Genomic DNA, 23207 nt, shown 5'->3' on the forward strand with positions numbered 1-23207 from the left:
AATTCATTTACAATTAAAGTTTTAAGGCTTCCTGCACTCCCTGCTTTCGGAAGCCTTATTTTATATCTCTAATATAGTGAAATTCAGTCAATTAACCGCTAACTAAACGGCATTAATTGGTAATTGTTAATTGGTAATTTTCAAAGCTCCTCCATCGTCACCACTTTCACATCCTTCCTATTAAGATCTTTCAAAGGCTGGATTTTATTTTTTGGGTAAACAAACCCGTCATCTGTCAAAGGATACAGCAAGGGTGCCAGGTTTTGGACCGCCGCTTTACAGCCCTGCATGATAGCCCCCATCTTTCCGGTCTGTTTGGATAATTTTGCTTCATTTTCGATTTCAAAGGGTCCGGTAAAACCTCTTTCTTGGAGAACATTGACAAAGGATCTCCAATCCATGCTATCCCCTACACCGAAGCCAGGCAGAGTGGCTTCATAGTGATGCCGGTCCCATTCATTGGTGCTGTATGGTATACCGGCTTTTTTGGCCCATTCCGGTTTTACCCTCTGCATGGGATACATATTGCCCCAAAACGGATCTGGAAGATTACGGGTTGATTTCACGTGGATACGTTGCAATCGGGACATATCGGTATGTTGGATCACGGAAACCGGATCTGTATTTTGCCAGATATCATGGGAAGGGTCATATATTTCCCCATGATTGTGACTTGGAATCAGTTCGTACATGATTTTCCTGGCGGCCAATACCCCTGAAAGGTTGTTAAAAGTGGTACTGTATCCTGATGAACGCCAACCTTCCATAGGACAATTTTCATAAAGAACGGTAACTCCCAAATCTTCTGCATATTTTATAATGGGAGTAAATATTCTTTGATATTCTTCCAGATTTTTTTCAAAACCATTTTCCTGATTTCCAATTTCATGGTTATAGCCCACGAAAGTACCTACCTTCACATCATTTTCATCCCCTCCCATAAGATAGGCCATTCGGATCAGTTTGAGGAGATGGTTTTGATTTTTCAGCTTATGGTTAGGATCTCCCCCGATCAGATTTTCAAAAGCCCCAATAGACAAGCGCAACTGAGCTTGGTTGAATTTTTCTAAGATCTCTTTTGCTTGGTTAGGGCCAAAAGCATCATAATCTATATGGGTAGCAACAAAATCATCCCGTGTGCCATCTTTTCTGAACACACAGACATCCAAGCCCTGGACTCCGGCTTCTTGTGCCTTTTCAATGGTTTGATCTAAATCCAATTGATCAAAGGCAGATGTCATAATCCAAATCTGATTCATAAGGTATTTTTTGATTTTTCTAAATATAAAGAGCCATTGGGGCATTTAAAAGGCATTTTCTTTATAAAATCCACCGTTTGTCAAATGCTTCCAAACAATTCTCCTGTTAAATGATTAAATTTGAAGCAAAGACCAAATTAAACCATATGAAAAATCTGAAAAAACGCTCTTTTATTTTAGTTGTAGGTTTGGCTATCAGCATGGTTGCCTGCACGGAAAAGAAAGTAGAAGAAACAAATACAGAACCCAGTCCCTTTGCTACGGTCACTGAAAAAATGACCATAAAAATTGACACCCTGTTCACAGAATTTGAAAGCCCTTGGGGAATGACCTGGCTTCCTGACGGCAGGATGTTGGTAACCGAAAGAAAAGGCGAAATCCTGGTTTTCAAAGACGATAAATTCACAGGGGAAAAGCTGACTGGCGTTCCAACAGTCCATGAAGTTAATCAAGCTGGGTTATTGGACATTGCTGTACATCCTGATTATGCCAACAATGGCTGGATTTACCTATCTTATGCCAGACCTGAAGGTGAGAAAGATGTAATGGTGATTTCAAGGGCAAAGCTTGATGGAAACAACCTGCATAGTGTAGAGGAAATCTTTGTTTGTGGACCTGCATGGGAAGGAGGGAGACACTTCGGCTCCAGAATTGTTTTTGACAATGCAGGATACTTGTATTTCTCGAATGGAGATAAAGGATCAAGGCCTGCCAATGCCCAGGAATTGGATAATGACCACGGCAAAATCCACAGGATCTATGATGATGGAAGAATCCCTGAAGACAACCCTTTTGTAAATACTCCAGGTGCAAGACCGTCTATTTGGACCTATGGTAACCGAAATCCACAAGGAATGATTTACGACAAGGCAAATGACAGAATCTGGGCGGTTGAGCACGGACCGAAAGGTGGTGATGAATTAAACCTGATAGAAAAAGGCAAAAACTATGGTTGGCCTGTCATTTCTTATGGTATTAATTATGATGGCACTATTTTAACGGAACTGACCGAAAAAGAAGGAATGGAACAACCTGTAAAATATTGGGTGCCATCCATTGCAACCTGTGGAATGACTTTGGTTAGCTCAGATAAATATCCTGCATGGAAAGGAAATGTGTTGGTGGCAGGACTTGCGGGTCAGCAAATTGCAAGGGTTGAACTGGAAGGAACCAAAGCCGTGGGTGAAGAAACCCTCTTGAAAGATATCGGACGCGTCAGACAGGTTTCTCAAAGCCCGGACGGCTACATTTATGCCATTACAGAGGCAACAGGACTATTGGTAAAATTGATTCCTCAAGGTAACTGAGAAAAGAAAATTGGACAATTTAAAAAGCTATGTTGGAAACAGCATGGCTTTTTTTTTTAGGATAAAATTTTATAAATTTTGTTAGCATTTATGGAATAGGTTATGAAAAAGAATTTAGGAAAAGCACATACAATTCTTCGCCTTTTTTTGGCAGGATTATGTGCTTACCTATATTTCGATGGAATAATAACTGGTACATGGGGGGTGGTCGTATTATTGTTAGCTGGTCTGTACCTATTTACAGGCCTTACTTCATATGCTCCATTGTATGATATTTTTAATATGAGTACCCGCCGGTCAAAGAAAAAAGTGGACAAGCCTTAGGCCATTTCAATCCATGAATATACTGGCATCAGCCCTACAGATTATTGTTTACACAGTTGCTATCCCAGTGGCATTTTTGAGTATTGTTTTATTTGTTAAATCGCGCTGGCCCGCAACAACCCTTTGGGGATTAAAAGTATCTGTATCGGCATTTTCCACAGTATTCATCTTCATCGGTTTGATGACACTTATGATTGGTTTAACATCAGGCAATTCCTTTATTGTGTATTTGGGTGCATTTGTCACTCTGATTTATTTACAACATTTTATCTGTGTTACCCTTCCTCCTCCTTCCTCAAGCGGTTTTGAACAAGCCTTTGGAAAGAATTGGGAAAATCAAATACTTCCAGAACAACAAAAATACTTCATACCCCACCGTATGATCCTGAAATTGCCAAGTTGGCCTGAACCACAGCTAGAGCAAAACATTCCCTATGCAACTATTCCTGGTACTGATCATAATCTATTGTGTGACATAGTAAAGCCACCGCCCATGATTAAACCATCAGGGCTTGCTTTCATTTTTTTGCATGGTGGTGCGTTTTATACCATGGATAAAAACTTTCGTACTGAGGAACTATTCAGGCATCTTGCTGCGCAGGGGCACGTGATTATGGATGTAGCTTTCCGACTTGCATTTGAAACTGACCTGATGGGTATGATACATGATGTGAAAAGAGCCATTTTCTGGATGAAGGAAAATGCAGTACGCTATTCAGTAAACCCGGAGTTAATCACTATAGGGGGCGGTTCATCAGGTGGATATCTGGGATTGATGGCAGCCTTTACCGGTAACGATCCCAGGTTTACACCATTAGAACTGATAGGAAAAAACATCAACTGTGCTGCTGTGATTACCGAATACCCTGTTTCCGATCTGGAAGCATTGTATTATCATACTGATGAGAGTAAAACTGCATGGTTAAAAAACAAGGGCTTAGTTAAAAAATCACCCATAAAGATTCCTTCCTGGCTAAAAGGAATAATAGGCAATAATTATAATAGGCTGGGAATTGATAAGGGAATTGATAAAGTAGGTACGATTGCACCTTTAATGGGAGGGACACCGGACCAATGCCCTGAAAAATACACCATATATTCTCCCTTCACTTATGTGAATTCAACATGTCCTCCGACTTTGCTAATACATGGTAATCATGATATTATGGCTCCGGTAAAATCCACCTGTCTTTTATACAAAAAACTTATTCAACAAAAAGTACCTGCTTTATTGCACATCTTACCTCAAACTGATCATGCATTTAGTCGTTTTTTTCCCTCTATTGCACCGGCAGCCCATAATTTATTCTATGATATGGAAAGATTTATGGCATTAATCGCCAACCAAAAGAATTAATTTTGAATTGGAAAAATACCATGGAAAACTATTTCATAAACTACCCCAAAAATACTATCAGCTCAAATCTGACAACGGAAATATTGACAGCAAGTAGGGCAATAGAATACCATAAAACATTACCGTTATACCAACCCACACCCCTTGTCAGTCTTCCAAACTTAGCCCAAAAATATTATGTAGGGAATATTTATGTAAAAGATGAATCCCATCGTTTCGGATTGAATGCTTTTAAAGGTTTGGGGGCTTCTTATGCCATTCACAAAATCCTGGAAGTTCAACCCCATATAGAAGTTTTTTGTACAGCAACTGACGGTAATCATGGCAGGGCAGTGGCATGGGCATCAAAAATTGCCCATAAAAAAGCCATTATTTTTGTTCCAAGGGATACAACTGACAACAGAATTAACGCCATTAAATATGAAGGTGCGCAAGTGATTAAAGTTGATGGAAACTATGATGAAACCTGTGCTATGGCTAAAGAAATGAGCAAAAAAGAAGGCTGGAAACTTGTCCAGGATACCGCTTGGGAAAATTATGAAGAAATTCCTGCCCAAATCATGGCAGGATATTTAACACATTTTCAAGAATTGGAAGATAATCTACATTGCCTTCCAAAACCAAAAATCGATATAGTTTTCCTACAGGCAGGTGTGGGAAGTTGGGCTGGTTCCGGGATTTGGTATTATCTGAACCGTTATGGAAGCAATCATCCCAAAATTATAGTGATAGAACCTTGGGAGTCTGACGGAATTTTGGCATCATTCAAGGCAGGTAAAAGGGTCATTCCAAATTGTACTTTTAATACTATTATGGCTGGTTTAAACTGTGGCATTCCATCTTTAAGTGCTTGGGACATTATCCAAAGCGGCACAGACATTTCAATAAAAATAAAGGATAAGTTTGCAGAACATGCCATGAGGGAGTTGTATTATCCCAATGGGAATGATAAAAGAATCATTGCAGGTGAATCGGGTGCCGCAGGTTTGGCGGGATTTTTTGCGATTATGACTTCTGGTGATTTACAGTTATTAAAAGAAAAATTAGAAATCAACCCAACAACTAATATTTTATTCTATAATACAGAAGGGGCTACAGATTTGGATAGTTTCAACAAAATAATGAACCAATAAATTGATAAAAATCCAAAAACTGATATAATCCAAGTGAAAATGTAATTTGGTAATCCATCAAATTAAATAGTAGGCTTGGAATTGTAAAGGATTGAAGTCTTTTTAATAAAAATTTACAAAAAACTTATTTGGATCAAAAATGAATGTCGACCGGCCCAAACAAGCCCTCAGAACATTGAAGCCATCTATTGAAAATGAAGATAGAGGGTGATGGACTTTCTCCTCAACTCTGAAATCACATCCCTTACTCTTGCATCTGTTGTCTCAGGTCTATAAAGATTGTTCAACCCATGTGAAAACCTTATTTCAGGACTGAATTTGAAATACCTGAAATACATGTCAAAACCTATGCCCAGGTCTACTGTAAAATCTTTTCCTGTAGTTACAATAAAGTCAATATCTGCTTCATCCTGAGCTTTGGTCCTGAACATGGCACTACCACCTGCCGTAAAAAACATTCGGCTATTGTTGAACCGTTGTGCTTTATATTTAAATAATAATGGAAATTCCACCATGGTGACTTCAGATAGTACAGTCTCTGTTCTCCGGGTAAAAGCAATTTCACTATTGGATGAAGCGGGATTACCATAAAAATTGATGTCTGTTTTAAATTCATAAAATCCGATTTTGGGCGTGAACATCAAATTTAACTGGTCATGCATCCTCAGGATAGCCAAGAAGCCCAAAGAAAACCCTGGATTATAAACAGGGACGATACTTTCTATATCAGTCCCAACCCCAGAATTTGGGTCTAAAAAGGCTTCTGAATATTTTAACTGATAATAATTGGTGTGGGCTGCAAGAAAGAACCCATAGGATATTAACTTTTCATCCTGTCCAGCTTTACTGATTTCATTAAATCTGGCCTGGGCATAGGCATCCATTTGAATAAGGATCAGACCTAGTACGAAAAATCCTATTTTTCGCCAATGTAGATAGAGCTGATACCGAATGTTAATGGTTTGCATTGTGTATTTTTAAAACCAATCTTTTTTAATATAGTAAGAAAATTCTCTCCGTCAGGAAAAACCTGAACGGATTCAGGCAAATAGGTATAAGCGGAATTGTCTTTTGAAACTAGTTTACCGATTTGAGGTAAAATATATTTGAAATAAAAATTATATCCTTGTTTCATTGGAAATTTTTTAGGTTTTGAGAACTCTACAATCACTGTCTTCCCTCCTGGCTTCAAAACCCTGTACATATCCGCAAGACCTTTTTCAAGATTCTCAAAGTTTCTTACACCAAAGGAAACGATAACAGCATCAAACTTATTATCTTCAAAAAGTAACTTCTCTGAATCGCCCAATTGTAGATCTATGATATGGTCAAGCTTTCGCTTTTTCATTTTTTTACGACCTTCCTCCAACATTCCTTCTGAAATGTCCACCCCAATAATCTTTTCAGGATTTAAGGCCAATGCCTCAATGGCAAAGTCCCCAGTACCTGTAGCAATATCCAAAATAACTTTAGGCTGGTCTTTTTGAAGCATTTTTACCGCTTTCTTTCTCCAAATAATATCTATACCTAAACTAAGAAAATGGTTCAAAAAATCATACTTTTTACTGATGTTGTTAAACATTTCCGCAACCTGCTCTTTCTTTCCCTCCTGTTTGTCTTTATACGGTACTACTGTCATGGATAAAATAAATTTGTACAATATTACTAAGTAAACCCGAGCATATAAAAATTGTTGCCTATTAATCCCAAATTGAAAGCTTGAGATTTCAGTAATTTTACCCTGAAAAAATAGAATTTCTTGAAAAGGCTTACCTTTGCAAAAAAATAAATGCTATGATCAAGAAAGCCAGTTTTTTAATAAGCAACACGGATTACAGGAAATGCCCCTCCCCTACCAAACCTGAATTCGCATTTATCGGCAGGTCAAATGTTGGAAAAAGTTCCTTGGTCAATATGCTAACGAACAACAAAAACCTGGCAAAAACCTCAGGTAAGCCAGGTAAAACCCAATTGATCAACCATTTTCTCATAGATGACAATTGGTATATGGTTGATTTACCCGGGTATGGTTTTGCCAAAGTAAGCAAAAGCATCAAATCGACCTGGGAGAAAATGATCAGCGATTATTTGAAGAACAGGGACAACTTGGTCGCCGTTGCCGTTTTGGTTGATAGCAGGTTAGACCCCCAAAAAATAGACATTGAATTTATTACCTGGTGCGGGAACAATGAAATTCCTTTTTTCCTGATATTTACCAAATCAGACAAGCAGGGTAAATCCAAAACCCAATCCAATGTACAAAAATTCTTACAGGAGTCGATAGAAATATTCGGGGAAGAGCCTCAGTACTTTATTACCTCAGCGCAAACCGGAGAAGGGAAGGAAGAATTGATTGCCTTTATTGAAAACGAGGTTCAGGATTATTACGATACGCATAAGTAATACTTGGGCAATTTAACGGATTAAGTATATTTGCAGGCTCAAATTCAAATCAGAAAATGAAATTTAACGAAATAGCAACAGTTGCAGGCAAACCTGGATTGTACAAGGTATTAAAACCCACCAGGGGTGGTGTTATTCTTGAATCCCTTGATGAAAAAAAAGGAAAACTAGTAGTGGGTACCAATCACCGTGTTTCCATTTTAGGTGAAATTTCCATGTATACCATGACTGAAGAAGGGGCTTCTCCTTTGGAAGATATCATGAAAAAAATTGAAAAAGAATTTAATGGTGATTTGGGCTTGGAAGCAGATGCAGATGCAGATGAATTAAAGGCATTTCTAAAGCATATATTGCCGGATTATGATGAAGACAAAGTTTATCCTTCGGATATCAAAAAACTGGTAGCCTGGTATGGAATCATCAAAAAACACGTCCCAGAAGTACTGTTGGACAATGAAAAAGAGGAATCCAAAGAAGAAAAAACAGAATAAATAAAAAGTGGGACCTAATTGCCCACTTTTTAATTTTAACATAAGCCATGAGGGACAACATTCAAAGTACCATGGAATTTTTGAAGCAGGACTTCGAATTACCTTTAGTAAAAGAAAAACTAACAGAGGAAAAGCTAATCCAACTTCTTACCCCTATTGTTTCCAAAATGTTGGACAGGGAATTTGAAAAACTTTTAAATATTTGTTATCGGGTAGATTTAGGAGAAAACAGATTAAAAGCCATTCTTCACGAATCGCCACCTGAAAATATGGCGATGGAATTGGCTACTGCCCTGGTCAAGCGTCAGGTTCAAAAGATTGAAATACGGCAAAAGTATAGCAAATAAGCAATCTCATTTCCGAAAACTTAACGGACTGAATTGAAATAGCAATTCTATTTGACTTTTGGGTTAAACAAATTCTCTGTAGTTTCTCAGGACTTCCTCCACTTCTTCCACCATTTTTTTGGAGCCGATATACAAAGGGGTTCTTTGATGAAGGCTCTGTGGCAGGATATCCAAAATCCTTTGGGCACCATCAGATGCTTTTCCACCAGACTGTTCTGCAATAAAAGAAAGGGCATTGGCTTCATACAAGAGCCTCAATTTCCCATTGGGAGCTTTTGAGGTAGCTGGATAAATATAAATTCCACCCTTCAGTAAATTTCTATGAAAGTCTGCCACCAAACTTCCAATATACCTCGCACTGTATTCCCTTTGTTTACAGGTCTCAATATATTTATTCAAACCAGGTTCAAACAAATTAGATGTCCCCTCATTGATACTATAAATCTTGCCGTTATCAGGAGCACTCATATTGGGATGGGATAAGAAAAATTCACCGAGAGAGGGTTCATAGGTAAAACCATTAACACCATTCCCAGTGGTATAGACCATCATGGTAGATGAACCGTAAAGCACATATCCTGCAGCTACTTGTTGGCTCCCAGGTTGCATGATATCTTCAGCTTGAATTGGGCTTCCGATCGGCGTGACCCTTCTATAAATCGAAAAAATCGTCCCTATGGAAATATTGACATCAATATTTGAAGAACCATCTAAGGGGTCAATGGCTACCACATATTTTCCTGATTTATTCTGGAGGTCAATCACCTCATCATCTTCTTCTGAAACCACTGCACATACTTCACCTCCTTTAGTAAGTGCCCTAGTAAACCTGATGTTGGCAATGACATCCAATTTCTGCTGTTCTTCTCCCTGAATATTGGTATTTCCAAATGCGCCACCAATATTTGAAAGACCAGCACGATTAGTCTCCCTATTTACTATCTTTGAGGCCAGAGCAATATCTCTTAGTAATTGGGACAATTCCCCTGAAGCAAAGGGAAAATCATCCTGTTTCATTTTGATAAATCTGTCTAATGTTACACCGACAGAATAGGCAAGATTTGAGGTGCTGGGAACATATTGCTTAATCTTCATAAAATATAGGAAAAGTTATATTTGGGAAATTCTGTTACGAAAATTACAACATAATTTTAGATGTCAAAAACTTTTGTTTTCAAATTTGGAGGTGCTTCAGTAAAAGATGCAGCCTCTATAAAAAACGTATCCAAAATTTTGCTCAATCGATTGCGAAATCAAACAGTGATCGTAGTCTCCGCAATGGGAAAAACTACTAATGCTCTGGAAGACCTAATTGACAAAAAAATAAAAGGAGAAGATTTTTCTCCGAATAGTACAATTTTAAAAAAATATCATCTGGATATTTGCCATGATTTATTTGACCCCAATCATTCCATTTTTTCTCAAATTGAAAATTACTTTTTACAATTATTAAGGGACTTGGAAAAGCCGCTGACCAAAGAAAACTATGACCCATATTATGATCAGGTAATTGCCTATGGAGAATTAATTTCTTCCAGAATATTACAGGAATATTTGTGCCAAATGGGCATTTATTGTATTTGGCAGGATGTCAGGGAAATCATACGGACCAATTCGGATTTCAGGTTTGCCAAAGTAGATTGGGAAACAACTGCCTTAAAAACAAAAAAAAACCTTAGGCCCATATTGGATAAATTTCCAGTGGTAACGCAAGGCTTTATCGGAAGGGATAAAAAAGGGAATACCACAACTTTGGGCAGAGAAGGTTCTGATTTCACCGCAGCTATTTTAGGATCATGCTTAAAATCTGCCTCTGTTACCATTTGGAAAGACGTAGAAGGGGTATTGAATGCCGATCCAAAACGCTTTTCCAATACAGTCAAGTTTGAGGAACTTGACTATAAAGAAGCAGCTGAACTCACTTATTATGGGGCTTCTGTGATCCATCCCAAAACTATCAAACCTTTAGCCAACTTGTCAATTCCCCTCTTTGTCCGATCATTTAATCAACCTGAAAAATCAGGAACGATTATCCATAAGGTATCTACTCCAAATACAGTTCCTTGCATCGTTGTGAAGGATGAGCAGATTTTAGTGAGCTTTAAGGTAACAGATTTTACTTTTATCAACGAAGGACATATCCACAGTATCTATTCAGAGCTGGAGAAACTTAAACTAAGGGTAAATTTACTACAGACTTCTGCGATAAGCGTTTCGATTGTCATTGATAAACAAATATACAAACTGGAAAATCTCATAGAAAAATTAGGGAAGGAGTTCGAAATACGGTATAATGATTCCTTACAATTAATCACGGTTAAAAACCATAACCCAATTCTAATGAAAGATTTGATGCAAGACCGGGAAATTCTGATGGAACAGTTAACAAGAACGACTTTTCAAATGGTATTTAAGCCCTGATTATTGAAAGTTTCCGACAGTTCTTTCGATTCCTGAAAGGTAACTTTTACCAAAAAGTAATACATGCACCAAAAGAGGATAAAGGTTATAAATAGCTTCTCTTTCCTCAAAACCGGGATCCAAGGGAAAATTATCCTGATAGGATTGATAAAAAGCCCTATCAAAGCCCCCAAAAAGCTTAGAAAAGGCCAAATCCATTTCCCTATGACCAAAATAAACAGCAGGATCAATCAATGCGGGATTGCCATTTTGTCCTATCATTATATTTCCAGACCATAAGTCTCCATGAATCAAGGAGGGCTTTTCTCTTGGGAAAATATTACCAAGTTGGGCATAGATTTTTCTGAATTTTTTCAAAAATTCCAAATTGACCAAGCCTTCAAAATAGGCCTTTCCAATCAAAGGTTCTAATCTGCTTTCTATGAAAAAATCCAGCCATGATTCGTTGAAACTGTTAATTTGAGAAAGTGAAGCGATAAAGTTATCAGTTGGATAACCGAAAAACTGAAAGCTGGCCATATGTAATTGGGCCAATCCTTCCCCCAGTTTCTCCCAATAGGATTTATTTATTTTTTCTTCTTGAATCCATTCCATCAACAAAAAATTTCTCTCTTCGAATCTTCCAAAATGATACACTTCAGGAATTTTCAAAGGACAATTTTTCCGAAGAATATTCAAACCATCCGCCTCTTTTTCAAAAATAACTGCATCAGGTTCAAAGTTTACTTTAAGAAAAAACTTACTTTCCTTTACTTCCAACAAGACTCCTTGATTTACATTTCCTGCTGAAATCAACCTTACCTGTTTAAAATCGGGAGTTTTACCAAAACTTAAAAAAAATATACTTTCATAAAATTGATTGGTTTCAAACATGATCAGAATGGCCCTCTTTCAATGTATTTAAAAAATGATCAATGGAATTATCCAAGATTTCATATACCCGGTCAAAGCCTTCTTCTCCTCCGTAATAAGGATCCGGAACCTCAAGGTCTTCTGCATCAGGCTGAAATTCCCTCATCAAATAAAGCTTATTGTGATGGATCTTATATTTATCTAAAAGGGATTTTACATTTTTTTGATTAGAATGATCCATAGCAACCAAGTAATGGAATTCCCTTAAATCCACCCTATTGATCTGTCTTGCTCTATGATTGATCTTAAGTTGATATTTTTCAGCACACTTCAAGGTCCGTTCATCCGGCAATTCCCCTATATGATAATCGGATGTCCCACAGCTATCACTACCAAATTTATCTTCAAGCCCATATTCCCTGATTTTCTGATTGAAAATAGCTTCAGCCATTGGAGAGCGACAGATATTCCCCAAACATATAAATAGGACTTTAATCATAAGGGCTAACTAGGGCAAAAACAAACTTAATAATTACATCAAGGACAATTTAGGAATTTTTTATGTACAATAATAAGACCTATTAAACAAATTTTAAACGCATGGAATTAGTAAATCTTTTGCTTCAATTTTATGCTCAATCTAGGATTTAAAAAGGAAAGTTACTTTAAGGTTACTTCCGCTTAAGAATAATCCGGAAAATTTGCCTTAATCCTTTTTAGCATACACATCTCTTCCTACGGCATGGTAGGAATAGCCATGACTTTCGAGGTATTTCCTACAAGCTTTTTTGGTTTCCTCATCAAAGTGTTCTTCTTCATAAATAATAATTGAAGGGTTTATTGATTTCAAGTCTAACATTTTTAAAATTTCGAAATCAAAACCTTCCGTATCTATGGCCAAAAGGTCAATCTTCTTCCCATTAAATTTTTTCAGAAGAGTTTTAGGACTAATCGCCTCAATTTCTACCCCTTTTATCCAATCTTCTTGATTTTCAGGAATAGCTATTCCTTCTTTTGCTGCTTTTTTGGCAATGGTCCCATCCCTGAATTTATCCAATAAAACCTTTTTATTAAAACTTGAAAGACCAGTAGCCCAACGCTCCTTGCTGAAAGCAATTGTATAGAGAACGGTTTTCCCATCCTCTAAAGATAAAGCTGCATTAACAGGCATGATTTCTGGCCTTTTCGCATGAATTTTCACCAAAAACTCTCTGAAAACATCTGGTTGAGGTTCCAGCATTACTCCGTTCCAATTATCTCGTTTGATGAATTTCTGAAGGGGGTCATAAATAAAACCATCATTTGCCCCAATTTGCAGAAAAGTAATGGGAGAATTTTCCCTGGAATAATTGTCCAAAAATTCTGAAAGAGATCCTTTTGGCGGCTTATAAAGGTATTTATAAAAAGCAAGATAAAATGGGTTTTCGGAGGCACAAAGGTTAAACCTCAGGCGATTATATTTTTTTTTAAAGGAGTATTTTAAATTCATAATAGCTTTGCATTACCAATCAAATTTCTCAATATAAATTTTATTTAATCATTAATAGTAATAATAGCTTTTCTACTTTCTATAATTTAAGCCAATTATTGAATAATATTAAATAAAAAAATCAATAAGAAAGTGAAATTAAAACACCAGTAATCACAACCCTTCACTTAAAAACAAATCATTGATTTCATTTTAGCCACAATCCAAGTAACTTTACAGGGATTGAATGTTTAATTATCATTTATGCCAAATACTTCATCAGGGGGAAAAAACAAGAAAATTGCTGTGATCACTATGGCAAGAAATGATGATTTTTTCTTAACCCGCTGGATTGATTATTACGGAAAGGAACTGGGGGAAGAAAACTGCTTTATCTTTTTGGATGGTGAGGATCAACCTGTACCAAAAAATGCAGGTAGCGTAAACGTATCCCATGAAAAAAGAGTGGCAGAGCATGTGGTGAAGGCAGAAAAACGCCGTTTGGGCTTTCTTTCCAAAGTGGCCAAATCACTTTTGGATAATTATGATATTATCATCGGAGTGGATGCAGATGAATTTTTGATAGTAGACCCTAAAATTGGGAAAAATTTGATAACCTACTTGAGTGAAATTGATATCAATCCCTCAGTTTCAGGACTTGGGGTAGATGTAGGGCAAGTTTTGGAGAAAGAACCTGACTTGGACAAAGAGAGACCATTTTTGGAACAAAGGGAATTTGCACTGCTCTCTTCGCGATATACTAAACCCTCAGTAATCTCAAAACCTGTCAATTGGGGTTCAGGATTTCACCGCATAAAAGGTCATAACTTTAAAATTGACCCTAACCTATACTTGTTCCATTTTGGATCTGTGGATTACAAAATGATACAGGACCGTTTTCTGGACAAAGACAGAATGGCTACTGGTAGGGAAGGGCATATTAAAAAACGGGCAAAAACCATTGACATTGTTTCCAAATCAAAGCCAAAAACTGATGAAAAATGGCTGAATATTGCCCGCAATTTTCAGACTGTTGTAAGGCCATTCTATGCATGGAATAAACCGACCATGGCCAAATGGAAATTGGTTGTCAAAATCCCCGATCGTTTCAAAGGTATAGTTTAAAATCAGGTATATGGATTCGGGTGAAAAAAGTGCAATAGATGCAATCATCACTTGGGTAGATGGAAATGACCCAAAACATAAACTCAAATTAGAAAAGGCACTCGGAGGAAAAACCAGAAAAAAAATTCCAGGAGCCGATAATACCCGTTTTGGAAATGTAAATGAGTTGAAGTATAGTATTCTGTCCATTTTTACCTTTGCACCTTTTATAAGAAAGATTTTTATTGTGACAGACGATCAGGATCCTGAGGTGGGTCCTTATATTGAAAAATATTTCCCGGAAAGAATTGGAGACATTAGGATTGTAGACCATAAGGAAATATTCAAGGGATTTGAAAAATTCCTCCCAACGTTCAATAGCCGGTCAATTGAGGCAGTTTTGTGGAGGATTGATGGTTTATCAGATAATTTTATTTATCTCAGCGATGACATGTTTTTGGTAAGGGAGATCAAACCAGAAAACTTATTTATCCAAAATCAACCGGTAATGAGAGGCACATGGCTTCCTAAACCAATTCTACGAAATGCATGGAATACTTTACGAAAAGGAGTACACCGGCATTTTCTCAAAAATCCTGATTTTCAGCCCAAACCTTCATTTCATGTCGGTCAATGGAATGCTGCACAACTACTTGGATTTAAATGGAGTTATTTTTTCTCAAGCCATACTCCTCATGCGGTAAATAAAAAAACCGTTGAAGATTTTTTTTCAAGATTCGCCGGTATTCTTGAAAAACAGATCTCTTATAAGTTCCGTCACAATGAGCAGTTCAACTGTGCTTCATTTTATTACCACCTGGAGATCAAAAAAGGAAACCGGAATTTTGCTGAACCTTCGTTTTCTTTCCTTCATCCCTATGGAAGAAAAGCAGGCTATATTGAGCGCAAAATCAGGAAATGTGAGGAAGATCCAAAAATAATTTTCATGAATATTCAAAGTTTGGAATTGTGCAATAAAGAGGAACAGGATAAAATCATTGGTTGGATGGAAAAAAATCTTAAGTTATAGGGTTTCAAAAAATGATAGGAAGGGTAATTAAATCAACAGGGAGCTGGTATACAGTTAAAACTGAAAAAGATCTTATTCAATGTAGGCTAAGAGGAAAATTCAAACAGGAAGATTTGAAACTCACCAATCCAATAGCTGTTGGAGATTTTGTTGAGGTGGAAAAAGAAACAGATCAATCCACTTTTCTAATCACAGAAATCCTTCCAAGAGAAAATTATGTTATTCGAAAATCAACAAGAAAAACCCACTTTTCGCATATTATTGCCTCCAATATTGATCAGGCTTACCTAATTATTACTTTAAAAAATCCTAGAACATCTTTAGGATTTATTGACAGGTTCTTGGTAAGTACGGAAAGTTTCAGGATTCCTGCCACCATATTGGTCAATAAAATGGATGAAAAGTATAAAGATAAAGACCTCGAATACCTTCAGGACATCAAGGAAATTTATGAACCTTTGGGATATCCTGTGATGGAGATTTCAGCATTAAAAGCTGAAAACCTCAAAGAGCGGTTTACATCTTTATTACAGGGAAAAACCACCCTCCTAGCCGGCCACTCCGGTGTAGGTAAATCTACTTTCCTCAACAAACTGATTCCTGATGCCCAACAGGTTACTAGGGAAATTTCGAAGTTCAGTGCCAAAGGCGTACATACCACCACTTTCGCAGAAATGTTCCCCATTGAAGGCAGTGGCTATCTTATTGACACACCGGGGATCAAGGAATTTGGTATTCTGGACATTGACCAATATGAGCTCTCTCATTATTTTGTAGAAATGAGGAAATATTTAGGTCAATGCAGGTATAACAATTGCAGGCATGTCAATGAGCCAGGTTGTAAAGTAATAGAAATGGTGGAGCAGGGATATATCCACCCTTACCGGTATGACAGCTACCTTAAAATTTTATTCGAGGAAGAAGATCATAAGTAAATTCAATTCCTAATTATTTTCAGGTATTTTTTTCAGAAGTTGTGGGGAAATTTCACTTTTATTTGTTCTAAGTGACCATTTCATCAAAGGCCCACTACTCATACTGGTGATTATGGCCATAATGACCAAGGCAACAAATAATTTTTCATCAATAAGCCCGTTCTCAAGGGCAATCAATCCCAGTATGATTTCCATAGCACCTCTAGCATTCATCCCAAAACCTACTGCAAGGGATTCTTTGATATTAAAACCACCTTTATAAGCCCCAAATCCACTTCCAAAAATTTTTCCTGCAAAAGAGATCACTAAAACCGCTAAAGTAAGGAGCAAATCAAAATTGGTAAAGAAGTTGATTTTCAAACCAATGGAAACAAAAAAGAGCGGAGCAAATATATTATTGATAAACTGATGTACTATTTCCTTGGCCCTTTCTGACATATGTTCTGAGTCCCCGAGTGCCACACCCAACAAAAAAGCGCCGAAAATTGCATGAATACCCAACCATTCCGTAAATGCAGCTGCCAAAAAGCAGAATGCCATGGAAAGAGATAAAACTCCTCCTGGCCAAGCAAGTTTTTTATTGATCCATGGAAGTATCCTGTTGATGATCAATTTTCCCAATGTGAGCATGAAAAAAGTAAAAAGCAAGGTCACCCCAATGGTCTGAACGAGAGAGAGGTTACTTCCTTTTCCCATAAAGGAAAGAATCACGGAAAATATCAACCATCCAATGATATCATTTACCATGGCAGAAGCCACGATCAACATTCCCATCTTGGTTTTAAATAAGTTCAGGTCCATCAGAATCCGGACCACCACCGGTAATGCAGTAATAGACATGGCTGTTCCCATGAATAAAGAAAACAGTAATCTATCTCCATCGGCCAGACCAAAAAAGGATGAAAAATAATAGGGAAATACAAATCCCAATAAAAAAGGAACTACCAATCCAAGTAAACTGATACTCAATGCAGATTTACCCTGAGACCATACCAAATGCAGTTCAACTTCCAAACCTGCAATGAACAACAATAATACGACTGCGATTTGTACGAAACCATCCAAGGCCAGATTTGCACTTTGGTTACTCATGAAAAGGTATTCATGAAACCCGGGAATAAATGTCCCTAATATGGTAGGTCCCAATAGAATCCCCGCTAACAACTCGCCTACAACAGCAGGCTGCTTAAACTTCTGGGCTATTTCAGCAAAAATTCTGGCTAAAAGCAACATGGCTGCCAGCTGCAGAAACAAATTGACTACATCCTGATGTGATAAATTTTCCATGTAGCCCTATTTTTTAACAATCAATAAATTACATGGCAAGTCACTAAGGATATCTTCCAGATCATGGGGAAATAACCTATCTAAAAACCCTAACTTCCCTTCATCCCCTACCACCAATAGATCAGCTTTTATATCTTCTGCAAACCTTGCCAACTCAATGGCCCATTTACCACAGGTAACTTTGATATGAACTTTCAGATTCCCCTTATCTAATGTGTTAAGAATATTTTCTACGTATGTCACTTCCTCTGCCACCAATTTCCTCCTGGTGTTTGAAATTTCTTCCTCCCCACCTTCTCCTGCAGTGGCCATTTGCATCCCATACATTTTGATCTCATTGACCACATACACATGCTTTGCTTCGTCTATTTTGCTCCAATCCAACCCTTTTTGGATTACAAAAGGTGTCTGATCATGCTGAGTACCATTGATCACTACCCTCTCGAATGGAGTTGGTTTTTCCAAAGGTTCAATAAGCATCAGTACAGAACAAGAAGATTTTCGGATTATTTTTCTGGCAACTGACCCAATATAGTATTTAAAAAAGCCTTCTGTTTTCAGGGCTCCAGCCACCAAAAGGTCAACATTTTCTTCCCTACAGGCATGGATAATCCTTTTTGCAGGATTCCCTTTTTCCCAAATTATCTTGACTTTGTGAGGGCTGATCCCGTGTTTTTTAATAATATTATTCAAATTAGACTCCGCTTCAGGCGTCCTGTCCCCCACATGTATGAATACCAATTCAGAATCAAAAATATCCTTCAATCGCTTTGCTTCGCAAATTAAAGCTTCCGTTCTAGGAGAAAAGGCAATGGCGAGTGCTATCTTTTTATACATAATCAGTTATTGAGAGCCTTCAAAATACCAAAAATTTCTTTACCAACACGAATATTCCTAGCTGATTTATAAACGGAACATATTTTTTCCATCCGCTTATCCACAAAGGATGCCTTTTAAAAATATGCCTATCCTCACAAGCCATGGGTTTTCTTTTAAACCTGTATTTTTTGTAACATAGCCACTTCAAAGGATGGCAATAACCATCATTTGTTCAAATATGAACTAAACCTGATATACTTTATGAAGAAATTGTATCTATCATTGGTTGTCGGGGCTGGAATGCTTTTTTCAGTCCAAACAACTTCTCTGGCGCAAGGGGATTATCCCACCCTTGGTCAGGTTACCCAAAGATTACAGGCTATTTCCGGAAGCGGTAGCACAGCCAAATTAAGCTCTCTTGCCAAAACGGAGGGGGGTAAAGACATTTGGGTCTTAAAAATTGGAAAAGGTGACATGGACAATAAACCAGCCATTGCCGTAGTGGGTGGAGTTGAAGGTTTTCATGTCCTTAGCGTAGAACTGGCAGTTCAATTTGCTGAAAGATTGGTCAAGGAGCACAGTTCCGCTTTGGAAAGAACAACTTTCTATATTTTCCCAAATATGTCTCCTGATGCTTATGAACAATACCACGCTTCATTGAAATATGAAAGAAGAGGGAATGCATCGAACGTTGACCATGACCGTGACGGTAGACTGTCTGAGGATGGGTATGAAGATCTGAATAAAGATGGGCTTATAACCCTTATGCGTATTGAATCACCTACTGGAGATTACATGCCATTGGAATCAGAAGACAGAATCATGGTTAAAGCTGATGCCTCAAAAGGAAAAAAAGGAACTTATTTGGTATATCCTGAAAGCAGGGACAATGATAAAGATGGGAAATTTGGGGAAGATTTAACTGAAGGAATTGCATTCAACAAAAACATGACGTATAAATTCCCAATTTTCACCCCTATGGCAGGTGATTATGCCGTTTCAGAAAGGGAAAACCGGGCTATGTTGGATTTCCTTTTTGATCAGTGGAACATCTTTGCTTTTGTGACCTTCAGTCCGGCCAATAATCTTTCCAGCCCTTTGAAATACAATGCAGCTGATTCCAAAAAAAGGATCATTACTTCTATGCTGGAAAAAGATGTGGCCATCAATACTATGGTCTCGGGGATATACAATGAAACAGTGTCCCAAAAAGCATTTAATCAAACCAATATGGGAACTGATGGTGACTTCTTCCAATGGGCCTACTTCCATTTTGGAAGATTAAGTTTCAGTACTCCTGGATGGTGGGCACCAGAGGTAAAAGGAGAAGATGGAAAATCCAATGCCAATGCAGAGGCCAACTTTTTGGCTTGGGCAGCAGAAAAAGGAATTACCAATGCTTTTATTCCTTGGACAGCTATAAATCATCCCGATTTTCCAAACCAAAAAGTGGAAGTCGGTGGAATCAGACCATTTGCCATGAACAACCCTCCATTTGAAATGGTCAATGACATAGCCAAAGAGCATACTGCCTTTGTTATCAAATTGGCAGAAATGAGTCCAAAAATTGAATTCCACAACCTTCAAACAGAAAAATTAGGGAATGGATTAACGAGAATTACCGTTGATCTTTACAATAATTCACCATTACCTACCCATTCAGAAATGGGTGAAAAATCAAGATGGTTAAGAAAGGTAAGGGTAGATATAAGCCCAGATGCGAAAGATTTGATATCCGGTAACAAGATCAATTTAGTCAATAAATTAGGCGCATTTGAAAAAATCACTTTGAGCTGGATAGTAAAAGGTTCCGGTTCTGTAGATATTAAAGCAGGTGCAGCGCATACAGGTATAGCAACCCTTAATGTGAAACTTTAAACCAACAATAAGATGAAAATCAAATACTGGATATATACAGCTGCCCTTGGTGCGGCAATAAGCTTCACAGGCATACAACAATCATCAGCTCAAGTTGCACAGGATAGGTATTTCCGTGCTATTGGTACGCCCCATAATCCTAAAGTACAGGTGTCTTGGAACAGGTATCATACTAACCTGGCCTTAGAAGAGATAATGAAGGATATGGCCAAAAAACACCCTGACATAGTCAAACTGGAAAGCATTGGGAAGTCATTTCAGGGAAATGATATTTGGGTTTTGACTATTACTGACTTTAAATCCGGAAAAGCTGAGGAAAAGCCTGCCATGTGGATTGATGGAAATATACATTCCAATGAAATTCAGGGGACGGAATTCACCCTGTATACGGCCTGGTACCTATCCGAGATGTATGGTGAATTGGAATTCATCACTCAGCTATTGAAAGACAAAACTTTTTACATCGCTCCGACCATTAACCCGGATGCCCACGATAATTTTATCAAAGAACCCAACACACTGAATTCACCTCGTTCCGGAATGATTGTATTGGACAATGATGGAGATGGTGTTGCAGGAGAAGATCCCTTCAATGATATCAATGGTGATGGTCATATTACAATGATGATCCGAAAATCTCCCACAGGGAGGTTTGTCAAAGACCAAATGGATTCAAGAAAGTTGATCCCTGTAGCTGCAGACCAAAAAGGCGAGTATGAAATGCTTGGTTTTGAAGGATATGATAAGGACGGGGATGGACAGGTCAACGAAGATGGTGTTGGTTATTACGACCCAAACAGAGACTGGGCATGGAATTGGCAACCTGATTACATCCAAAGGGGAGCATGGAAATACCCTTTCTCTGTACCTGAAAACAGGGCTGTAATGGAATTTGTATTGAAGCATCCAAACATTGCTGCAGCTCAAAGTTACCATAACTATGGAGGAATGATTTTAAGGGGACCAGGCGCTGAAGAGGATCTTAATACTTACAATGCCACAGATGTTAGGGTATATGATGCCATCGCCAAAAAAGGAGAGGAATTTATGCCAGGATATAGATATTTGGTAGTATACAAAGACCTTTATTCTGTTTTCGGTGGCCAACTGGATTGGTTTTATGGAGGAAGGGGAATCTTTACTTATTCCAATGAATTGATGACTTCCTATCTTTACTTTCATCAAAATGCAGGAAGAGGAAACCAGGATGAGCAGATGAAAGTGGACACCTATCTGACTTTTGGTGATGCTTTCGTGAATTGGGAAGAATACGACCATCCTCAATATGGCAAGATTGAAGTCGGAGGTTTCAAGAAAAACTTCGGAAGATTACACCCTGGCTTCCTTATGGAGCAGGACGCGCACAGAAATTCATCTTTTACGATATTACATGCCTATCACACACCTAAATTAAGTGTGATGGATGTGAAGGAAAAAGATTTGGGAGGCGGGCTGAAAGAAATCACCGCAACCATCTACAATGAAAGATTGATTCCAACACACTCCTCTCAGGACATTAAGTATAAAATTGAAAGACCTGATTATGTAACTATCTCAGGAGCAAAAGTGATTGCAGGTTTTGTGGTTGAAAACGAAGATTTCAACAAGGTAAAAGAACAGAAAGTTAACCCGGAAAAAATCGAAGTGGAAAATATCCCAGGGATGAGCGCAGTGAAAGTTCGCTGGGTAGTTTCCGGAAACGGTAACTACAGTATCAATGTGGATTCAGTCAAAGGCGGAAAAGCCAGCTGGAAAAAGTAAGTCCTAAGACTTCTTAAGCATTTAAAGCTCCAAGGGTTTTGAACTCTTGGAGCTTTTTTTTTATCAAACAAAGCCTTTCAAAGCCTGCAATAATTCCCTTTTGGTCATATACCCTCCCTTTCTCCAGAGAATTTTACCTCTTTTGAACAGGATGTAATGAGGAATAGATCTTACACCAAACTGTAAACTGACCTGAGGATTTTTATCTACACTTAATTTATACAACTTTACCTTTCCATCTAAATCCTGAATGACAGCATCGAGAACTGGATTCATAGTCTGACAGGGTGCGCACCAATCTGCATAAAAATCTACCAACACGGCTTCTTCTGATTGTTGGATTACCTCTTTGAATTTTTTCTTAGCCATAAATGAATTTTATAAAAATACTGACAAGAATTCCTTACAAAAAGTTCTGGACTAAATGTCACAAAAAAACCTGTCTCTTTCAAAACAGGTTTAAAGTAACTTTCAACCAAGAAATTATGGATTTTGCTGTGCAGGTATTTGTATCCCTAATTTGGCAAGTACCAATTCTGTGAATTTATCATCATCTCTGGTATAAAGCAAAATTGGCGCATTACCGGCAGTTTCAGAGAAAACATGGGTATAATTGTTTTCCGCAGCTACTGAATTGATCGCATTGAAGACTTTTTGTTGAACAGGCTCCAATAATTCCTGCAATTTTCTCTGATAAGAAACTTGTGCATCCTGCTCAAATTTTTGAAGCTCTTGCTGCAGTTTTCTAAGTTCTGCTTCTTTTGCAGCCCTTGCATCCTCAGTCATTGTCTGGGCAGCTTGCTGATAAGCCTGCACCTGTCTTTCGAAAGTCTGGGCTTTCGTCTGGATATTTGTTTGAAGCTGTGCCTGATAATCCTGTATATCAGCACCGATTTGCTCCATTTCCGGCATTAAGTCCATTATTAGCTCTACATTGGTATAGCCGATTTTTATATCCTGCTGTGCTTGAGCCACAAATCCTACGCAAATCAAAGCGATTGCCGAAAGGATAACTTTTACTTTCATCATTT

General features: G+C 37.9%; 24 protein-coding genes. 13 read left to right on the top strand and 11 right to left on the bottom strand.

The window, feature by feature from the left end; genetic code table 11:
* Positions 1-140: 140 nt before the first annotated feature.
* The gene (locus ACFSKV_RS07760; protein ID WP_380801387.1) at positions 141-1259 is read right to left on the bottom strand and encodes a sugar phosphate isomerase/epimerase family protein; all 1119 of its coding nucleotides are present in this window, start codon (positions 1257-1259) and stop codon (positions 141-143) included.
* 146 nt (positions 1260-1405) lie between these two features.
* Between ACFSKV_RS07760 and ACFSKV_RS07765 the strand changes: the two genes are divergently transcribed.
* The 4 genes from ACFSKV_RS07765 (at position 1406) to ACFSKV_RS07780 (ending at position 5380) form a co-directional block, all read left to right on the top strand.
* Positions 1406-2566: a PQQ-dependent sugar dehydrogenase gene (locus tag ACFSKV_RS07765; protein ID WP_380801388.1), complete on the top strand. Its 1161-nt coding sequence runs from the start codon at positions 1406-1408 to the stop codon at positions 2564-2566.
* A 102-nt stretch (positions 2567-2668) separates the two neighbouring features.
* Positions 2669-2890, top strand: coding sequence for a YgaP family membrane protein (locus ACFSKV_RS07770; protein ID WP_380801389.1), 222 nt, complete (start codon positions 2669-2671; stop codon positions 2888-2890).
* A 13-nt stretch (positions 2891-2903) separates the two neighbouring features.
* Positions 2904-4247 (top strand): alpha/beta hydrolase fold domain-containing protein, encoded by a 1344-nt coding sequence (locus tag ACFSKV_RS07775; protein WP_380801390.1) that lies wholly within the window; start codon positions 2904-2906, stop codon positions 4245-4247.
* A gap of 20 nt (positions 4248-4267) precedes the next feature.
* Entirely contained in the window at positions 4268-5380 is a 1113-nt protein-coding gene (locus ACFSKV_RS07780) for a diaminopropionate ammonia-lyase (protein ID WP_380801391.1), read from the top strand.
* Positions 5381-5565: 185 nt separating this feature from the next.
* Here the strand turns inward: ACFSKV_RS07780 and porT are convergent, their stop codons facing one another.
* Both porT and ubiE read right to left on the bottom strand, forming a co-directional pair.
* The gene (porT, locus tag ACFSKV_RS07785; RefSeq protein WP_380801392.1) at positions 5566-6348 is read right to left on the bottom strand and encodes a type IX secretion/gliding motility protein PorT/SprT; all 783 of its coding nucleotides are present in this window, start codon (positions 6346-6348) and stop codon (positions 5566-5568) included.
* On the bottom strand, positions 6297-7019 hold the full coding sequence (gene ubiE / locus ACFSKV_RS07790; RefSeq protein ID WP_380801393.1) for a bifunctional demethylmenaquinone methyltransferase/2-methoxy-6-polyprenyl-1,4-benzoquinol methylase UbiE: 723 nt from the start codon (positions 7017-7019) through the stop codon (positions 6297-6299). Before ubiE ends, porT begins: the two co-directional genes overlap by 52 nt.
* A 155-nt stretch (positions 7020-7174) precedes the next feature.
* On the opposite strand from ubiE, the gene yihA reads away from it, so the two are divergent.
* Genes yihA through ACFSKV_RS07805 form a run of 3 tightly spaced genes read left to right on the top strand, consistent with a single transcriptional unit; the run spans position 7175 to position 8621 of the window.
* A complete protein-coding gene (gene yihA / locus ACFSKV_RS07795; RefSeq protein WP_380801394.1) occupies positions 7175-7783 on the top strand; it encodes a ribosome biogenesis GTP-binding protein YihA/YsxC in 609 nt (202 codons plus the stop codon).
* 56 nt (positions 7784-7839) lie between these two features.
* Positions 7840-8274 carry a DUF5606 family protein gene (locus ACFSKV_RS07800; RefSeq protein WP_380801395.1) on the top strand — a complete coding sequence of 145 codons (435 nt, stop codon included), beginning with the start codon at positions 7840-7842 and terminating at the stop codon, positions 8272-8274.
* A gap of 47 nt (positions 8275-8321) precedes the next feature.
* Entirely contained in the window at positions 8322-8621 is a 300-nt protein-coding gene (locus ACFSKV_RS07805) for a hypothetical protein (protein WP_380801396.1), read from the top strand.
* A 63-nt stretch (positions 8622-8684) separates the two neighbouring features.
* On the opposite strand, the gene fbp is transcribed toward ACFSKV_RS07805, so the two are convergent.
* Positions 8685-9716, bottom strand: coding sequence for a class 1 fructose-bisphosphatase (gene fbp / locus ACFSKV_RS07810; protein WP_380801397.1), 1032 nt, complete (start codon positions 9714-9716; stop codon positions 8685-8687).
* A 60-nt stretch (positions 9717-9776) separates the two neighbouring features.
* On the opposite strand from fbp, the gene ACFSKV_RS07815 reads away from it, so the two are divergent.
* Positions 9777-11042: an aspartate kinase gene (locus ACFSKV_RS07815; RefSeq protein WP_380801398.1), complete on the top strand. Its 1266-nt coding sequence runs from the start codon at positions 9777-9779 to the stop codon at positions 11040-11042.
* Here ACFSKV_RS07815 and ACFSKV_RS07820 read toward each other — a convergent pair whose 3' ends face one another.
* The 3 genes from ACFSKV_RS07820 to ACFSKV_RS07830 all read right to left on the bottom strand — a co-directional run bounded on the left by ACFSKV_RS07820 (position 11043) and on the right by ACFSKV_RS07830 (position 13383).
* Entirely contained in the window at positions 11043-11915 is an 873-nt protein-coding gene (locus tag ACFSKV_RS07820) for a fructosamine kinase family protein (protein ID WP_380801399.1), read from the bottom strand. It abuts the gene before it with no gap.
* Positions 11908-12393 carry a low molecular weight protein-tyrosine-phosphatase gene (locus ACFSKV_RS07825; RefSeq protein WP_380801400.1) on the bottom strand — a complete coding sequence of 162 codons (486 nt, stop codon included), beginning with the start codon at positions 12391-12393 and terminating at the stop codon, positions 11908-11910. The genes ACFSKV_RS07820 and ACFSKV_RS07825 overlap by 8 nt, the downstream gene beginning before the upstream one ends.
* 207 nt (positions 12394-12600) lie before the next feature.
* On the bottom strand, positions 12601-13383 hold the full coding sequence (locus tag ACFSKV_RS07830; RefSeq protein ID WP_380801401.1) for an FkbM family methyltransferase: 783 nt from the start codon (positions 13381-13383) through the stop codon (positions 12601-12603).
* A gap of 243 nt (positions 13384-13626) precedes the next feature.
* Here ACFSKV_RS07830 and ACFSKV_RS07835 point away from each other — a divergent pair, with 243 nt between their 5' ends.
* From ACFSKV_RS07835 to rsgA, 3 genes are read left to right on the top strand one after another with little or no spacing between them, the layout of a single operon-like run.
* Positions 13627-14487 (top strand): glycosyltransferase family 2 protein, encoded by an 861-nt coding sequence (locus tag ACFSKV_RS07835; RefSeq protein ID WP_380801402.1) that lies wholly within the window; start codon positions 13627-13629, stop codon positions 14485-14487.
* Between the two features lie 10 nt (positions 14488-14497).
* Positions 14498-15496 (top strand): Stealth CR1 domain-containing protein, encoded by a 999-nt coding sequence (locus tag ACFSKV_RS07840; RefSeq protein ID WP_380801403.1) that lies wholly within the window; start codon positions 14498-14500, stop codon positions 15494-15496.
* An 11-nt stretch (positions 15497-15507) separates the two neighbouring features.
* The gene (rsgA, locus tag ACFSKV_RS07845) at positions 15508-16431 is read left to right on the top strand and encodes a ribosome small subunit-dependent GTPase A (RefSeq protein WP_380801404.1); all 924 of its coding nucleotides are present in this window, start codon (positions 15508-15510) and stop codon (positions 16429-16431) included.
* A gap of 9 nt (positions 16432-16440) precedes the next feature.
* On the opposite strand, the gene ACFSKV_RS07850 is transcribed toward rsgA, so the two are convergent.
* Entirely contained in the window at positions 16441-17718 is a 1278-nt protein-coding gene (locus ACFSKV_RS07850) for a cation:proton antiporter (protein ID WP_380801405.1), read from the bottom strand.
* Between the two features lie 6 nt (positions 17719-17724).
* Positions 17725-18555, bottom strand: a complete 831-nt coding sequence (locus tag ACFSKV_RS07855; protein ID WP_380801406.1) for a universal stress protein — start codon at positions 18553-18555, stop codon at positions 17725-17727.
* A gap of 243 nt (positions 18556-18798) precedes the next feature.
* On the opposite strand from ACFSKV_RS07855, the gene ACFSKV_RS07860 reads away from it, so the two are divergent.
* On the top strand, positions 18799-20415 hold the full coding sequence (locus ACFSKV_RS07860; protein WP_380801407.1) for a M14 family metallopeptidase: 1617 nt from the start codon (positions 18799-18801) through the stop codon (positions 20413-20415).
* A 12-nt stretch (positions 20416-20427) separates the two neighbouring features.
* Positions 20428-22176: a M14 family metallopeptidase gene (locus ACFSKV_RS07865; protein WP_380801408.1), complete on the top strand. Its 1749-nt coding sequence runs from the start codon at positions 20428-20430 to the stop codon at positions 22174-22176.
* Positions 22177-22239: 63 nt separating this feature from the next.
* Here ACFSKV_RS07865 and trxA read toward each other — a convergent pair whose 3' ends face one another.
* Both trxA and ACFSKV_RS07875 read right to left on the bottom strand, forming a co-directional pair.
* Positions 22240-22545, bottom strand: coding sequence for a thioredoxin (gene trxA / locus ACFSKV_RS07870; protein ID WP_380801409.1), 306 nt, complete (start codon positions 22543-22545; stop codon positions 22240-22242).
* Positions 22546-22659: 114 nt separating this feature from the next.
* Positions 22660-23205 (bottom strand): OmpH/Skp family outer membrane protein, encoded by a 546-nt coding sequence (locus ACFSKV_RS07875; RefSeq protein WP_380801410.1) that lies wholly within the window; start codon positions 23203-23205, stop codon positions 22660-22662.
* Positions 23206-23207: the final 2 nt, after the last annotated feature.

The organism is Shivajiella indica (assembly GCF_042683085.1).
Lineage (GTDB): Bacteria > Bacteroidota > Bacteroidia > Cytophagales > Cyclobacteriaceae > Shivajiella > Shivajiella indica.

Coding starts and splice junctions, on each gene's coding strand:
- ACFSKV_RS07825 (WP_380801400.1), bottom strand. CDS start 12,393: ATGATTAAAGTCCTATTTATATGTTTGGGGAATATCTGTCGCTCTCCA.
- ACFSKV_RS07860 (WP_380801407.1), top strand. CDS start 18,799: ATGAAGAAATTGTATCTATCATTGGTTGTCGGGGCTGGAATGCTTTTT.
- ACFSKV_RS07840 (WP_380801403.1), top strand. CDS start 14,498: ATGGATTCGGGTGAAAAAAGTGCAATAGATGCAATCATCACTTGGGTA.
- ACFSKV_RS07775 (WP_380801390.1), top strand. CDS start 2,904: ATGAATATACTGGCATCAGCCCTACAGATTATTGTTTACACAGTTGCT.
- ubiE (WP_380801393.1), bottom strand. CDS start 7,019: ATGACAGTAGTACCGTATAAAGACAAACAGGAGGGAAAGAAAGAGCAG.
- ACFSKV_RS07835 (WP_380801402.1), top strand. CDS start 13,627: ATGCCAAATACTTCATCAGGGGGAAAAAACAAGAAAATTGCTGTGATC.
- ACFSKV_RS07865 (WP_380801408.1), top strand. CDS start 20,428: ATGAAAATCAAATACTGGATATATACAGCTGCCCTTGGTGCGGCAATA.
- yihA (WP_380801394.1), top strand. CDS start 7,175: ATGATCAAGAAAGCCAGTTTTTTAATAAGCAACACGGATTACAGGAAA.
- porT (WP_380801392.1), bottom strand. CDS start 6,348: ATGCAAACCATTAACATTCGGTATCAGCTCTATCTACATTGGCGAAAA.
- ACFSKV_RS07850 (WP_380801405.1), bottom strand. CDS start 17,718: ATGGAAAATTTATCACATCAGGATGTAGTCAATTTGTTTCTGCAGCTG.
- ACFSKV_RS07770 (WP_380801389.1), top strand. CDS start 2,669: ATGAAAAAGAATTTAGGAAAAGCACATACAATTCTTCGCCTTTTTTTG.
- ACFSKV_RS07875 (WP_380801410.1), bottom strand. CDS start 23,205: ATGATGAAAGTAAAAGTTATCCTTTCGGCAATCGCTTTGATTTGCGTA.
- ACFSKV_RS07800 (WP_380801395.1), top strand. CDS start 7,840: ATGAAATTTAACGAAATAGCAACAGTTGCAGGCAAACCTGGATTGTAC.
- rsgA (WP_380801404.1), top strand. CDS start 15,508: ATGATAGGAAGGGTAATTAAATCAACAGGGAGCTGGTATACAGTTAAA.
- ACFSKV_RS07805 (WP_380801396.1), top strand. CDS start 8,322: ATGAGGGACAACATTCAAAGTACCATGGAATTTTTGAAGCAGGACTTC.
- trxA (WP_380801409.1), bottom strand. CDS start 22,545: ATGGCTAAGAAAAAATTCAAAGAGGTAATCCAACAATCAGAAGAAGCC.
- ACFSKV_RS07820 (WP_380801399.1), bottom strand. CDS start 11,915: ATGTTTGAAACCAATCAATTTTATGAAAGTATATTTTTTTTAAGTTTT.
- ACFSKV_RS07815 (WP_380801398.1), top strand. CDS start 9,777: ATGTCAAAAACTTTTGTTTTCAAATTTGGAGGTGCTTCAGTAAAAGAT.
- fbp (WP_380801397.1), bottom strand. CDS start 9,716: ATGAAGATTAAGCAATATGTTCCCAGCACCTCAAATCTTGCCTATTCT.
- ACFSKV_RS07760 (WP_380801387.1), bottom strand. CDS start 1,259: ATGAATCAGATTTGGATTATGACATCTGCCTTTGATCAATTGGATTTA.
- ACFSKV_RS07765 (WP_380801388.1), top strand. CDS start 1,406: ATGAAAAATCTGAAAAAACGCTCTTTTATTTTAGTTGTAGGTTTGGCT.
- ACFSKV_RS07830 (WP_380801401.1), bottom strand. CDS start 13,383: ATGAATTTAAAATACTCCTTTAAAAAAAAATATAATCGCCTGAGGTTT.
- ACFSKV_RS07780 (WP_380801391.1), top strand. CDS start 4,268: ATGGAAAACTATTTCATAAACTACCCCAAAAATACTATCAGCTCAAAT.
- ACFSKV_RS07855 (WP_380801406.1), bottom strand. CDS start 18,555: ATGTATAAAAAGATAGCACTCGCCATTGCCTTTTCTCCTAGAACGGAA.